Source organism: Actinoplanes sp. ATCC 53533 (assembly GCF_003947245.1).
In genome coordinates this window covers 12764-26266 of the sequence record NZ_QHHV01000212.1, presented here as the reverse complement: position 1 = coordinate 26266, position 13503 = coordinate 12764, and the positions used below count along the sequence as shown (strand labels likewise).

Below are 13503 nucleotides of genomic sequence, written 5' to 3'. Positions count from 1 at the left end.
AGGTTGGCCGTCGCGATGTCGTCCAGCGAGAGGTCGAACGCCGCTCAGCCGGATCGATCAGGATTCGAGAAGTGTCGACGACCCGGCGCTCCTAGCGTGATGCCAAGGACATCACGACGACCGACTGGAGGTAGCCCCATGACGCAGAAGCAGCAGGCAGGCAAGCGCAGGCCCGGTACGCCCGGCGCGTTCTCCCGGTGGATGCAGCACACGATGAACGCCCGGATGAACCGCAAGGTCCGGCGCGGCCAGGGCAGTTTCATGGGCATGGACGTGCTGGTGCTGCACACGGTGGGCAGCCGAAGCGGGCAGCCGCGGGAGACGCCGCTGGCGTGGTTCGCCGACGGTACGGACTCCTGGCTGGTCGTCGCGTCGGGCGGTGGGAGCCGGCACCCGGACTGGCACGACAACCTGATGGCGCAGCCCGGGCGGGCGGCGGTCGAGCTGCCCGGCCGCGACGCCGTGCCGGTGGCACCGCACCGGCTGGACGGCGCCGACCGCGCCCAGGCCTGGCAGCGCATCGCGGCCGCCCAGCCCCGCATCGCGAAGTATCAGAGCAAGTCCGACCGGGAGTATCCGGTGGTCCGGCTCACGAAGCGGTGAGCACCGGGAGGACCAGGGCCGACGGGCGGGCCGGGTCGTGGTGGACGGTCGTCCGGGTGGCGACCAGCCTGACCGCCGTGGCCAACGGCTCGCCCGTGCCGTAGTTGCGGGCGAACCGCGGGTGCGCGCCCCCGCTGACCTGCAGCCGGATCCGGTGGCCCGGCTCGAACCGGTGGCCGGCCGCGCCCAGCGGGACGGTCACCAGTTCCCCGTCCGGGTGGTCCGGCGTGAGCCGGGCGAAGCCGTCGCACACGTTCACCGAGCGGCCGTCGGGGTGCACGTCGCACAGGCGCACGAACAGGTCGAAGTGGCCGGTGCTGCCGCTCGCGTACAGCTCCGCCGCGGGCGTACCGATGATCTCGACGGCCGTGGCCAGCGGTCCGGTGGTGAAGGTCCGGACGTCGGCCCGCGCCTCCAGTTTCTTGTTGTCGCGGGCCCCGGCCGAGCGGGACTGCAGCTGGCCCGCGAACGACGGGGTCGGGTCGGCCGGGTCGTAGTCGAAGCCGGTGTCGCCGCCCGCGAGCTCGCCCAGCTCGCCGTCCGGCCGCAGGTGGTAGCGGGCCGGGGTGCTCGGCGGCGGCCACGCGGGCAGCTCGCGCCACTCGTCGTTGATCCACACCTTGATCCGGGTGGTGCGCTCGCCCTCGCCGCGCAGGTGCACCCGCAGGTGCTCCAGCGCGTCCCCGAACAGCTCCGGCCAGCCCCGGTCGAACGCCGAGGTGTGCGTCCAGGGTCCGATCATCAGGGTGGGCTCCCGGCCCGCGCGGCGCAGCCGGGCATACTGCCGCAGGGTCTGCTCCAGGGCGAGGTCGTGCCAGCCGGTGACCAGGCTCACCGGCGCGGTCATCCGGTCCGCCGCCGGCCCGGCGTCGCTGCCGGCCCAGAAAAGATCATCCTGGTACGGGTGAGCGATCCAGTCCTCGAACTCCTGCCGCCGGCCCCCGAGTGCCCGGCGGTAGGAGTCGAGCAGCGGCACCCCGCGTACGGCGTGCTTGAGGTGCCGCGTCAGCCGGAGCAGCGCCCGCAGGTATGGGCCCGTGCCGGCCGACTGGTGAAAGAAGGCCATGCCACCGACCAGGGACAGCTCCAGCCGGAGGGCGCAGTGCTGGCCCGGGTAGAACGCGTCGTAGAAGTCGTGCGCCGCCACCTGCAGGATCGCGGCCCGCCACTCCGGGGGCGGGTCCAGGCCGAGCGCCCACTGCACGTAGCTGAAGTGGCTCGGGCCGATCGTCGCGAACGCGCCCGGGAACCACTCCTGCTTGCGCAGCCACTCGATCGTCGCCTGGCCGTCGGCCGCCTCGTTGCGCCAGAGGTGGAAGTCGCCGCCCGAGCCGCCCGTCCCGCGGGTGCTCTGCAGGATCACGCGGTAGCCCTGGGCGGCGAAGGCCGCGCCGAACAGCGTGTTCCAGGGAAAGCCCCGGCCGTAGGTGGTGCGGACCAGCAGGACCGGGCACTGCTCCTCGGTGACCGGCGCATAGTGGTCGGCGATCAGCAGGCTGCCGTCGGCGGCGGGCACTTCCAGGCCGGGCTCCCACTGGACCTCGTAGGGAGCGGCCTCCCGCGCGCGGCGGCGCAGCAGGCGAAGGAAAAATGGCAGTCGTTCCATGGCGCGACCCCTTTCCCGTACGTTGTACTGAAAATAGCATCCCGGAGGTTTCCGTGCCACGAGGCCGCCCGCCCCAGCGGACGCGTACGCAGGTCGTCGCGGCCGCGATCGCCGTCGCCGACGCGGAGGGGCTGGACGCGCTCACCATGCGGCGGCTGGCGGCCGAGCTCGGTGCCGGAGTGATGTCGCTCTACACGTACGTGCGCGACAAGGACGACCTGGTCGACCAGATGGTCGACCAGATCAGTGCGGTCGATCCGGAGTGGGCCGGCGGGGACCTGCTCGACCTGGTCCGCTGGCAACGCGAGCTGATGCTGCGCCACCCGTGGCTGCCGGCGGCGCTGCCCAACCGGCAGCTCACCGGCGAGAACACGCTCGGCCACCTGGAGCGCGGGCTGGCCGCGCTGGCGCCGACCGGCCTGCCCGGCGCCGCCAAGATGGAGATCCTGGCGTTGCTGACCGGCTTCGTCGGCAGCTACGTGACCCACGAGCTGGCCCAGGCCCGGGCCGGGATCACCGACCCGGAGCGGATCGCGGCGCAGGTCGCCCAGCTGCGGGCGGCGGTGGCGAGCGGCGCCTACCCGGAACTGGCCCGGGTGCTGGCCGAGAACGCGCCGGCCGCCCAGCCGAGCTTCGACTCCATCGCCCGGCGCATGATCAACGGCCTGCTCAACGGGTAAGGGGGTGCCTCGCCGGACCGCCGCTCCGCGCCGGGCCGGACCGTGTCCACCGCGCCCGTCCGGCACGCCGACCGATGCCACGCCGACATGGTCGCGGGCCGATGCTGTGCGGAACCTGAGCGGCAGCCTTCAACCCGGTCAGGCGTGCCGGACGGGCTCAGCGCTTCGCCAGGTAGCGGCCCAGGTGGGATCGAATCAAGGGGCGGCGGTGAGGTGCGCCGGGCGGGCTCAGCGCTTCGCCAGGTAGCGGCCCAGGTGGGGATCGAAGAGGGCCGGCTCCGCGGCGGCCAGTTCCTCCCGGGACCACCAGCGCACGCCCGCGAACTCGCCCTCGTCCACGGCCAGCGGCTGGTCGCGGCGCACCTCGGCGGGGAACCACAGGCTCACGTCCGTGTGCCCGGCGTCCACCCCGACCGTCTCGGTCACGGTCAGGAAGACCGGCGTGTCGGCGGCGCCGGAGACGCCGAGCTCCTCGTCCAGCTCGCGGGCGGCCGTCAGCGCGGGATGCTCGCCGGGCTCCACGTGGCCGCCCGGCGGCAGCCAGAGCCGGGCGTTGCGGTGGTCCACGAGCAGCACGTGGCCGGTGCCGGGGTCGGTGGGCACCACGTAGGAGACCAGGTGCCGCGCCGGGGTGGCCGGCTTGATCCGCCGATAGACGTCCGTGGTGGACGCGAGCCAGGACAGGGCCTCCGCGCGGTGGGCCGCCTCGAGGTCGTCGGCCGGATGCAGCGCCGCGATGAGGTCGTGGACGTCCGTCAGCATCGGGTGATGATGTCAGTCGCGAGCCGCACCGCGGGCTGCGCCGGGCGTCAGGAACGCAGACAGATGTCGAACGGGTGGCCGGCCGGGTCGAGCAGGACCCGCCAGCGGTCCGGGCTGGGCTGCTCCGCGGGCTTGCTCGCGCCCAGGGCCAGCGCCTGCGCCTCGGCCTTCTCCAGGTCGTCGACGTAGAAGTCCAGGTGGAAGCGCTTCGGGGCGGCCTCCTGCGGCCAGCCGGGCGCCGAGTAACCGGGCAGCAGGCCGAAGCCGAGGCTGATGGAGCCGTCGCCGATCATGGCGTATTCCGCCGTGCTGTGCAGGACCTCCCAGCCCAGCACCTGCGAGTAGAACGCCGCGAGGCCGGCGGGATCCGCGGCGTCCAGATTGATCATGGCAAGGGAGGCGAAACCGGGCATGGCACGGCCTTTCGGGTACGGGCGGCGCTGATCGTCGCCGACGTGACCCATCCTGCCGGAGGTAGCTGACACCTTCTGTCAGGTATCGCGTTGCGTCGCCAGCCAGCCCGCGACCTGTGCCCGGGACGTGAAGCCCAGCTTGCTCAGGATGTTCTCCACGTGGCCCTCCGCCGTCCGCTGCGCCACCACCAGCCGGGCCGCGATCTCCCGATTGCTCAGGCCCTGCGCGATCAGCGTGATGACCTCGCGTTCCCGCCGGGTCAGGCCCAGCTCCGCCAGCTGGGCGTCCGGGGTGGGCCGGGCGTCCGCCGGGGCCGCGCGGGGGGCCGGGCACCGGCGGGGGCGGGCCGTTCCAGCGCCAACGTCAGGGCCTCGGCCGTGCTCAGCTCCGTGCCGCGGCGGAACGCCGCGTCGAAGGCCCGGTCGCCGAGCCGCATCCGGATCGCGGCCAGGGACTCGTCGTGGTAGTCCCGCAGGCCGGTGAACGCCGCCAGCGACGTCTGTGTCGCCTGCCACAGGCGTTCCGCCGCGCCCAGCAACTGGGCCGCGCGCTGGTCGCGCCGCTCGGTGCCGGCGACCCAGCTCAGCGTCTCCAGCGCCAGCCCCAAGCTGAACTGCTCGTCCTTGACCATCTTGCCGGCCTCGAGACTCTCCTTCGCCGCCTCGGCCGCGCCCGGCCCGTCGCCGGCCAGCCAGCGCAGCACGCTCAGCGCCCACAGGGCGAACGAGCGCCACCACACCTCGCCGTGCGCCGCCGCGAGGTCCAGGCACTCCGCCAGGGCCGGATAGCCGTCGGTCGGGTCGTCCTTGGCCAGGCCGCGGGCCAGCCCCAGGACCGACAGCGTCCACATCTCCCCACTGAGCGAGCCCAGCTCCCGGAACCGGGCCAGGGCCTCCTCGAACAGCGGCAGGGCCTTGGCGTAGTCGCCGCCGAAGCTGGCGAGGTTGCCCTCGATCAGCGGCAGGAACGCCAGCTCGGCCGACGGGGGCAGGGTCATGGCCAGCGAGCGGGCGTCGGCCAGCAGCGCGTGCGCCCGGACCGGGTCGCTCTGGACACACGCTATCCAGCCGGCCACCCGCAACGCCTTGACCCGGGTCCAGTGCCGCGGCGCCGGCATGGCCAGCGCCCGGTCCAGCCAGTGCCGGCCCTCGGAGAGGAAGCCCCGGACGAACCAGTTGTTCTGCAGGTCGGCGGCGAACCGCAGGGCGACCTCCGGCGACGCCGCGGTGACGGCGTATTCCAGCGCCACCCGCAGGTTGGCCTGCTCGACGCGCAACCGCCCGACCAGGTCGGTCTGGGCGTGGCTCGCCCAGTGCGCGTCCCCGTACGCCGCGAACCGCGCGAACCAGTCACAGTGCCGGCGGGCGATCCTGTCCTGCTCGCCGGCGCCGGCCAGCCGGGCGGCGCCGTACTCGCGGACCACCTCGAGCATCTTGTAGCGGGCTCGCGGGCAGTCCCCGGTGCGGGCCAGGACCGACTTGTCCACCAGGGAAGCGACCAGGTCCAGGATGGTGTCGGCCGGCAGCATCTCGTCGGCGGCGACGTACTCCACCGCGTCCAGCTCCAGGCCGCCGGAGAAGACCGACAGCCGGGACCAGAGCACCCGCTCCGGCTCGGAGCAGAGATCCCAGCTCCAGTCGATCAGGGCCCGCAGCGTCTGCTGCCGGGCCGGGGCGTTCCGGGCGCCGGCGGTGAGCAGTCGGTAACGGTCGGTCAGGCGCGCCAGGATCTCGTCCAGCGTCAGCACCCGCAGCCGGGCCACGGCCAGCTCGATCGCCAGCGGCATGCCCTCCAGCGCCTGGCACAGGGCGCTGATGGTGGCGCAGTTCGCCTCCGTGACCGCGAAGCCGGGGAGCACCGCGGTGGCCCGCTCGACGAGCAGGCTGGCCGACTCGTAGCGGGACAGGTCGGCCGGGGTGCAGGCCTCGTCCGGATCGGGCACCGAGAGCGGGTGCACGGTCAGCGTGGCCTCTCCCACGATCCGCAACGCCTGCCGGCTGGTCACCAGGATGCGCAGGCCGGGACAGCTCCGCAGCAGCGTCTCGGCGAGATCCGAGCACGCGCCGACCAGGTGTTCGCAGTTGTCGAAGATCAGCAGCGCCTGCTGGTCGGCGAGGAACGTGGCCAGGCCCGGCGCCCCGGGGCTGACGGATTCCTCGCGTATCCCCAGCGCCTCGGCGACCGTGACCGCGACCAGGTCCGGATCGCGCAGCTCGGCGAGCTCGACGAGCCAGACGCCGTCGGCGAAGGCGCGCCGCATGTCCAGCCCGATGCGCTGGGCGAGGCGGGTCTTGCCCACGCCGCCGGCACCCGTCAGGGTCACCAGCCGGCTGGTCGCCAGCATCCGGCGAACCCCGACCAGCTCATGCCGTCGGCCGACGAAACTCGTCACCTCGGCGGGCAGGTTGCCGGGGATACCACGTGCGGTCGTGGCGGTGCTCATAGGAGCACGTTAGTGGGTGTTGCCCCCGGTAGCGTCCGCTCGGATGCCCATAGATGCGTCGGGCCGCGCCGCGAGGGCGAGCCCGGCACACACCCGAGGCGCTGTCACGCCGCCGTCGGGGAGTAGTTCGCCGTTGTCGTCGAAGGTCACCACGCCGTTGCAGAGCAGGCTCCACCCCTGCTCAGGGTGGGTGGCAACCACCCGTGCGGCTTCGTGGTCGGGCTGGGCCGCCTCAGGACACGGCGGCACGTGAGCGCAGAACATGTCGGTCCTCCAGCGACTAACTGTTCATTGCGACACGCCCCGGCGGACACGGGGGAACTACCCGAGAGATACCCGAATCCGTGATCGCGGGTACTTCTCCCGTGTCCGTTTGTGCCCCGGCGGCCCAGCATGGAACCCGATACAACGGAGCGAAAGGGGCACCCATGGGCCGCCACGCGGCCGACCGGCCTCGGAAGCCACCGCTGCACGCGGACTTGTTCGTGCCGACGCCGGGCAGTGCCGCCGCCCGGGCCGCGCAGTCGCGTGCCACCTCGGTCTTCGAGAAGCTGGTGGAACCGCACCGGGACGCGCTGGAGATATACCTGCTGCGGCTGACCGACGGCGACGTGGCCGCCGCCGAGAGCCTGCTCAAGGAGACGCTTTACCGCGCCGCCCAGGATCCGTCCCGGTTTCCGCAGCGCAGCTCGGCCGTGCGCCCGTGGCTGGTGCTGACCGCCCGGACGATCCTGCGCGACGGCACGCGGATGGCCGGCCACGACGACCGGCCGCCGGCCGACCAGCCGCCGCCGTCCCCGCGCGCCGCCACGACGATCGTCCGGGCCATGGACGACCTCGCGGCGGCGCACCGGGACATCCTCGTGGAGCTCTTCTACCAGGGCGTCTCGCTGCAGGACGCGGCCGCCGCCCGGGGTGTGCCGGTCGAGACGCTCAAGTCGCGGCTCTACTTCGCCATGCGTTCCCTGCGGGTCGTGCTCGATCAGCATCTCGCCGACGAGCCCGACCCGCGCGAGGATCACCGCAGGTAGGCCAGGCCGTCGACGATCACGCCCGGGCGCCCCGCGGTGCCCTCGACCTCGATCCGGACCGTGTGCCGCGCGCTGGTGGCCCAGGACCGGGTCCACACCGCGCGCCGGTGCAGCGTCTCCGGCGAGCGCAGGTCGACGATCCCGGCGGGCTGGCCGTCGACGAGCACCCGTACCCGGCCCGAGACCGTCGTCCGGGACACCGCCAGCGCGGCGGAGCGTCCGGTGAAGGACCAGGTCAGCGACGAGTCCGCGGCCGTACTGCGGACGGCCGTGGCACCCAGGTAGGCCGTACCGGGCAGCTCGCGCCAGGTCCCGGTCTGCTCGGCGACGGTCTCCGCGGCGAGGTGCGCCGTGGTCCGCACCGCCACCGAGCGGGCGTTGCCGGCGAGGTCGGTCGCGCGCAGGCCGTACGTGGTGTCGGCGCCCACCCGCACGCTGCCCGCCCAGGCCGTCGCGGTGGGCTCCAGCCGCACCGGCGCCGGGGTGGTCAGGGCCAGGCTGCCCAGCCCGCCCACGTCGGTGACGTTCCAGCGCAGCCGGACCGGCACGATCCCGTTGAGCGACCCGGTCCGCAGGGAGAGGCCGGGCCCGCTGGTGAACTCGGGCAGGTCCTGGTCCACCAGCACCGTGGCGGTGGTGACCGCCGTCCGGCCGTTCAGCGCGACCGCGCGGATCTGGACCGTGTGCCGGCCGGGGCTCAGGGTCAGCAACTGCTCGCGCCCGGTGCGGGTGGCCGACGCGGTGAGCACGTCGTCGACGAGCACGTCGAACCGGTGCAGCATCGTGGTGGGCGTGCCGACCTGCCAGAACGGCCGGAGGGTGCCCCGGGTGTAGTAGGTGCCGCCGACCTTGGCGGCGCCGTTGACCTTGGTCATCGCCAGGCCGCCCGGTCCGGCCCCGGCGAGGCTGCGGATGGATCCGAGCTGGGCGTACAGCGTGTTGCCGGGGCACTCGGTCTTGCCGGTGTCGCGGTGCCCGGAGATCCGGTTGAGCATCGCGGTGCTGCCCTTGGCATAGCGGTCGCTGCCGCTGGAGAGCATCGCGACGCGGCCGACCGGCGCGCTGCCGTACGCCCCGATCTTGTACGCCGCCACCTGCGCGATCACCCGCTTGACCCGCGCCGGGACGGCGCGGCCGGAGTAGTTGCCGAGCACCGCGATGGCGCTGCTGCGGGTGTTGAAGCCCAGCGTGTGCGCGCCGAGGACGGGCCGGGTGATCCCGCCCCGGCGCCCCTCGAAGAGGGTGCCGCACTTGTCGACCAGGAAGTTGTAGCCGATGTCGTTCCAGTGGTTGCTCTTCACGTGGTACGCCTCGATGGCCCGGACGATCGACGCGGAGTCGGCGCAGCGGTAGCTGTTGGTGCCCGCCGTGTGGTGCACGAAGACCACCTGCACGTCGCTGCTGTACTCGGGGGAGCCCGTGACGATGGCCTCGTTGGCGCCCCACCCGGCCCGGCTGACGACGGACGGCGCCGGCCGGGGCGGCAGCGTGACCGCGGCGCCGCGGGCGAGTCCGGCGGGCACCGGCAGGGCGTGCGCGGCCGGTGCGATCCGGGGAGCCGGGTCGGTCGGGTCGGTCGAGTCGGTCGGGTTGGTCGGGTTGATCAAGTCCACCCGTAGCCCGTCCGGCAGCGGCCCGGCCCGGCCCGGGCCGGCGGCGACCCGCGCCTGCACGCCGTCGGACTCGCCGACCCAGAGCGGGTCGGTGCTGCCGCGGGCCGCTCGCGCCTCGCCAGTGCCGGGCTCGGCCGGCGAGGCCCCGTCGGATTCGAGGCGCTGCCACGGCGTCCAGGCGCCGTCGGCCGCCCGCCGGGTGCGGATCTCGACGGCGGCGCCGAGCGCCCGGCGCGGGTCGTCCCAGGTGGCCCCGATCAGGCTGAACCGCCCGGTGGTACGCGGCGCGACGGCGCGCGCCCCGGTAACGGACCCGGCCCGCGACGCGACGCGCCCGGTCGGCGCCGATCCCGGGGCCAGGTCGATGGTCTGCAGGATGGGCCCGGCGAGTGCGCTGCGGGCGGCCGCGGCGAGCGGCTCCCGGACAGCCGCCGCCCCACCCTCGCCGGCCAGCACAGCCGCCGCCCCGCTCATCGCCACCGTCGTGCCGACCACCGCGGCCATGATTCGTCTCTGGGTCTTCTCCACGCGTTCCCCCCGCGAAAGGCATCGGACCAGGTCAGATCAGGATGAAACGTATGGGGCTTTCCGGTGCGAGGTTGCCGATTCTCGTGACACCGGTCACTCTGTTCCGGGTGCCGGGCGCGGGGTTCGTTAATGCGTCAGCCCCTGATGCCGAAGGTAAGACGTGACCTCTGTGCTGGCGCCGACCCGAACCGACGGGGATCCTGACGTGTCGGCCGTCGTGTCACCCCGGCTCAGCACCGTTCTGGCCTGGAGTTACATCGCCGTGGCGGCCATCGCGGTCGCTTGGTTCGCGGCCGGGCCCGAGGGGCTGCGCGCGCCGCTGATGCTGGTCGCGATCGTGGGCGGACTGTGGGCGATGACGCACGCGGCCCGCCGGGTGGCCGTGCCCGAGCACCGTCAGCCGTGGCGCCTGCTGCTCTACTCGGCCTGGCTCTTCTTCGCCGGCATCATCCTGCGGGCCGTCGTGCCCGGGGCGGGAGCCTCCCCGCCGACCTCGATGGCGCTCATCCCGGACGCCTTCGTGCTGCCCGGCTACGTGCTGATGGGCTACGCCTTCGCGGGCATGCTGCGCCGGCGCCGCGCCGCCGACGACGATCCGGCCCGGGTGGACGCGTTGCTCGTCGGGCTGGCCGCGGCGTTCATGTGCTGGACGTACCTGATCGCGCCGTCGATGGCGCAGACCGACCTGACCCCGCTGCGCATCGCCAACTCGTTCTTCCCGGTCATCGACGTCGTGCTGCTGGTGCTGGCCGCGCAGCTGGCGATCTCCGGCGGCGCCCGCCAGCCGGCGCTGTGGCTGCTCATCTCCGCCTCGGTGACGATGTTCGTCGGTGACTTCCTGTTCATGCTGCGCGACGGCGCCCTGGCCGACGTGCCGCAGCACGCCGTGGACGTGCTGTTCATGGCGACGTTCCTGCTGGTCGGCGCGGCCGGGCTGCACCCGTCCATGCGCACCCTGACCGAGCCGCAACAGGTCGTCATCACGGATCTCAGCAAGATCCGGACCGTGCTGATCGCCCTGATGGTCGTCCTCCCGACGGTCGTCACCACCATGGTGCCGGCGGGTTCCACGCTCAACGGCGTCGTCCGCGCCGCCCTCTGCGTCCTGCTCATCCTGGCGGTCTTCGCCCGCGTGGTGCGTTCCAACAACTCGCGGGCCCGCGCCGAACAGGCCACCCGGCGCCGGGCCACCCACGACGCCCTCACCGACCTGCCCAACCGGGAGTTCCTCGCCGAGACGATCGAGACCTGGGGCGACCGGGCCGCCGCCGAGCAGCAGGAGATCAGCCTGCTCTTCATCGACCTGGACCGGTTCAAGATGGTCAACGACCACTGGGGCCACCAGGTCGGCGACGAGCTGCTCTGCGAGGTGGCCGGGCGGCTCAGCGCGCAGCTGCGCGACGCCGACCTGGTCTGCCGGATCGGCGGCGACGAGTTCGTGATCGCGCTGGCCAGCCCGTCGCACTCGGCGCTGGCCGAGTCGCTGGCCGACCGGGTCCTCGCCGAGTTCACCTACCCGTTCGAGCTCTCGGTCGGCAACGTGGTGATCTCCGCGTCCATCGGGGTGGCGAAGTCGCTCGGCGGGGCGCAGGCTCTCGAACTCATCCGCGACGCCGACACCGCCATGTACAAGGCCAAGGGCAACGGCCGCAACGCGTACGCGCTGTTCGACACCTCGCTGCGCGACGAGGTCCGGGACCGGATGAATCTGGAGCAGGCGCTGCGCAGAGCCCTGCCCCACGGCGAACTCGCCGTGCACTACCAGCCGATCGTGGACCTGGAAACCGGCGAGCTAGACGGCTTCGAGGCGCTGATGCGCTGGCAGCATCCGACGCTCGGCGCGGTCTCGCCGGCCGAGTTCATCCCGGTGGCCGAGGAGACCGGTCTGATCGTGGAGAGCGGCGCCTGGCTGCTGCGCGAGTCGGTGGCCCAGCTCGCCACGTGGACCGCCGAGCGTGGGCCCGGCGCCCGGCGGCTGCACGTCTCCGTCAACGTCTCGGTGCGCCAGCTGCGCGACTATGCGCTGGTCGCTGTCGTCCGCGACGTGCTCACCGCCACCGGGCTGGCCCCGGAGCAGCTCTGGCTGGAGATCACCGAGTCGGGCGTGATGACGGACCTCGACACCGCGCTGACCACCCTCAACCAGCTCCGCGGCCTGGGCATCACCCTGTGCATCGACGACTTCGGCACCGGCTACTCGTCGCTGAGCTACCTGAACCGGCTGCCGGTCGGCATCGTCAAGATCGACCAGTCCTTCGTCAGCCGGGTCGGCGAGGAAGGCACCGACGAGCCCATCGTGCGCGCCGTGCTCGCGATGACCCGGGCGATGAACCTGCGCGTGGTGGCCGAGGGCGTCGAGACCGAGCCGCAGCGCGACTGGCTGCGCGAGCAGGGCTGCGACCTGGCGCAGGGCTGGCTCTACGGCAAGGCGGAACTGCCCGGGAACCTGGGCGCCTGGATCCACCGCGCCGCCGCCTGACCGAGGCCGGCTGGGCGCCGCCCCGGCTGGGCGCCGCTGCCTGGGCGCCGCCCCGGCTGGGCGCCGCCGTTTGAGGATCATGGCTCCACGATCAGCACCACCTTGCCCCGGCCGTGCCCGGCCTGCACGACCGCGTGCGCCGCGGCGACCTGCGCGAGCGGGTATGCCCGGATCGGCATTGTCAGCACGCCGCGGGCGGCCAGCGCGACCACCTCGGCGAGCCGGACGGGCGACCGGCCCGGCCGGACCACCGCGGTGCCGAACTCGGCGGCGTCCTTGTCGTCCACGATCGTGCCGATCCGTTCCCGGGGCACGCCCAGCGCCACCGACGCGGCGACGGCCCCGCGCCCGGCGGCGTCCAGGGCCACCGTCACCGGTCCGGGCGCGACCGCCCGGACCGCCTCGACCAGCCCGTCGCCGTAGGCGACCGGGACAGCGCCCAGCTCGCGCAGGTAACCGTGGTTGGCCGGGCTGGCCGTGCCGATCACGGTGGCACCGGCCAGCCGGGCCAGCTGCACCGCGAGGGTGCCGACCGAGCCCGCCGCCGCGTGCACCAGCAGCACGTCGCCCGCGGTGACGCCCAGCTGGGTCAGCGCGCCCGACGCGGTCTGCCCCGCGGCCACCAGCGCGGCGGCGGCCGGGAAGGACAGCTCCGGCGGCTTGGCGACGAGGTCGGCGGCCGCCACGACCACGTGCGTGGCCTGCCCGTTCATCATCGTGGAGCCGAGCACCGCCGTGCCGGGGGCGGGGCCGCTCACGCCCTCGCCGAGCAGGTCGACCACCCCCGAGAACTCCTGGCCGACCTGATGCGGGAAGTGCCCCGCCCCCCGTCTCATCCACCCTTCGCGCACCCCGACGTCGAAGGGCTGCACCCCGGCCGCCCGTACCCGGACCCGCGCCTCGCCCGGGCCGGGCACCGGATCGCTCAGCTCGGCGATCCGCAGCACCTCGGGCGGGCCGTATCGATCGAACACCGCTGCTCTCATGCGCGACACTGTGCTTCTTGAAGCCGGGTTGAGGTCAAGAGCCACCTGTTCACGGTCGAGCCCGGCCGCTACCGGGCCCCTGCACGGCGCCCGGGACGCCCGCAGGCCGCCCGCGTCGACCTCCCGCCTCCGCGCGGCTGGCGCCGAACGAGTGTTCCCCGACCACTCCTGGACAAGGCTGCGGTCCGCCATCGCCCGCCGGTCTGGTGGAGTTTGGCCGGAGAGGGTGATTTTCGCGGTTTGGGGGGCTTGCTCCCCGGTGTGCGAGCTCGGCCGGCGGCGGCGTAACGGCCTGGGCCGTCCCGGTGGCCGCCTTGTCGTGGCGGGGCGTTTCTGTGCGCGTACCCGGTATGTCTTG

The 13503-nt window shown here is 73.5% G+C and carries 12 protein-coding genes; 4 read left to right on the top strand and 8 right to left on the bottom strand.

Annotated features, from left to right (window positions below; genetic code table 11):
• The first annotated feature begins 138 nt into the window (after positions 1-138).
• Positions 139-603, top strand: coding sequence for a nitroreductase family deazaflavin-dependent oxidoreductase (locus DMB66_RS48425; protein WP_125810869.1), 465 nt, complete (start codon positions 139-141; stop codon positions 601-603).
• On the opposite strand, the gene DMB66_RS48420 is transcribed toward DMB66_RS48425, so the two are convergent.
• Complete coding sequence (locus DMB66_RS48420) at positions 590-2209, bottom strand: CocE/NonD family hydrolase (RefSeq protein ID WP_125810868.1); 1620 nt, start codon at positions 2207-2209, stop codon at positions 590-592. The two genes, DMB66_RS48425 and DMB66_RS48420, sit on opposite strands and share 14 nt — an antisense overlap.
• A gap of 53 nt (positions 2210-2262) precedes the next feature.
• Here DMB66_RS48420 and DMB66_RS48415 point away from each other — a divergent pair, with 53 nt between their 5' ends.
• Complete coding sequence (locus tag DMB66_RS48415; RefSeq protein WP_233625367.1) at positions 2263-2889, top strand: TetR/AcrR family transcriptional regulator; 627 nt, start codon at positions 2263-2265, stop codon at positions 2887-2889.
• 228 nt (positions 2890-3117) lie between these two features.
• On the opposite strand, the gene DMB66_RS48410 is transcribed toward DMB66_RS48415, so the two are convergent.
• From DMB66_RS48410 to DMB66_RS48395, 5 genes are all read right to left on the bottom strand, one after another.
• The gene (locus DMB66_RS48410) at positions 3118-3651 is read right to left on the bottom strand and encodes an NUDIX domain-containing protein (RefSeq protein WP_125810866.1); all 534 of its coding nucleotides are present in this window, start codon (positions 3649-3651) and stop codon (positions 3118-3120) included.
• 47 nt (positions 3652-3698) lie between these two features.
• The gene (locus tag DMB66_RS48405; RefSeq protein WP_233625366.1) at positions 3699-4040 is read right to left on the bottom strand and encodes a VOC family protein; all 342 of its coding nucleotides are present in this window, start codon (positions 4038-4040) and stop codon (positions 3699-3701) included.
• A 102-nt stretch (positions 4041-4142) separates the two neighbouring features.
• On the bottom strand, positions 4143-4268 hold the full coding sequence (locus DMB66_RS64735; protein ID WP_233625371.1) for a LuxR C-terminal-related transcriptional regulator: 126 nt from the start codon (positions 4266-4268) through the stop codon (positions 4143-4145).
• 56 nt (positions 4269-4324) lie between these two features.
• Positions 4325-6508, bottom strand: a complete 2184-nt coding sequence (locus DMB66_RS64730; protein ID WP_233625365.1) for a hypothetical protein — start codon at positions 6506-6508, stop codon at positions 4325-4327.
• Positions 6509-6517: 9 nt separating this feature from the next.
• Positions 6518-6772: a DUF5999 family protein gene (locus DMB66_RS48395; protein ID WP_125810864.1), complete on the bottom strand. Its 255-nt coding sequence runs from the start codon at positions 6770-6772 to the stop codon at positions 6518-6520.
• 164 nt (positions 6773-6936) lie between these two features.
• Between DMB66_RS48395 and DMB66_RS48390 the strand changes: the two genes are divergently transcribed.
• A complete protein-coding gene (locus tag DMB66_RS48390) occupies positions 6937-7539 on the top strand; it encodes a sigma factor-like helix-turn-helix DNA-binding protein (protein WP_125810863.1) in 603 nt (200 codons plus the stop codon).
• Here the strand turns inward: DMB66_RS48390 and DMB66_RS48385 are convergent.
• Positions 7527-9680 (bottom strand): N-acetylmuramoyl-L-alanine amidase, encoded by a 2154-nt coding sequence (locus DMB66_RS48385; protein WP_233625364.1) that lies wholly within the window; start codon positions 9678-9680, stop codon positions 7527-7529. The two genes, DMB66_RS48390 and DMB66_RS48385, sit on opposite strands and share 13 nt — an antisense overlap.
• A 160-nt stretch (positions 9681-9840) precedes the next feature.
• On the opposite strand from DMB66_RS48385, the gene DMB66_RS48380 reads away from it, so the two are divergent.
• Positions 9841-12159 carry a bifunctional diguanylate cyclase/phosphodiesterase gene (locus DMB66_RS48380; protein WP_233625363.1) on the top strand — a complete coding sequence of 773 codons (2319 nt, stop codon included), beginning with the start codon at positions 9841-9843 and terminating at the stop codon, positions 12157-12159.
• 77 nt (positions 12160-12236) lie between these two features.
• Here the strand turns inward: DMB66_RS48380 and DMB66_RS48375 are convergent, their stop codons facing one another.
• Entirely contained in the window at positions 12237-13145 is a 909-nt protein-coding gene (locus tag DMB66_RS48375; protein WP_125810862.1) for an NADP-dependent oxidoreductase, read from the bottom strand.
• Positions 13146-13503 lie beyond the last annotated feature (358 nt).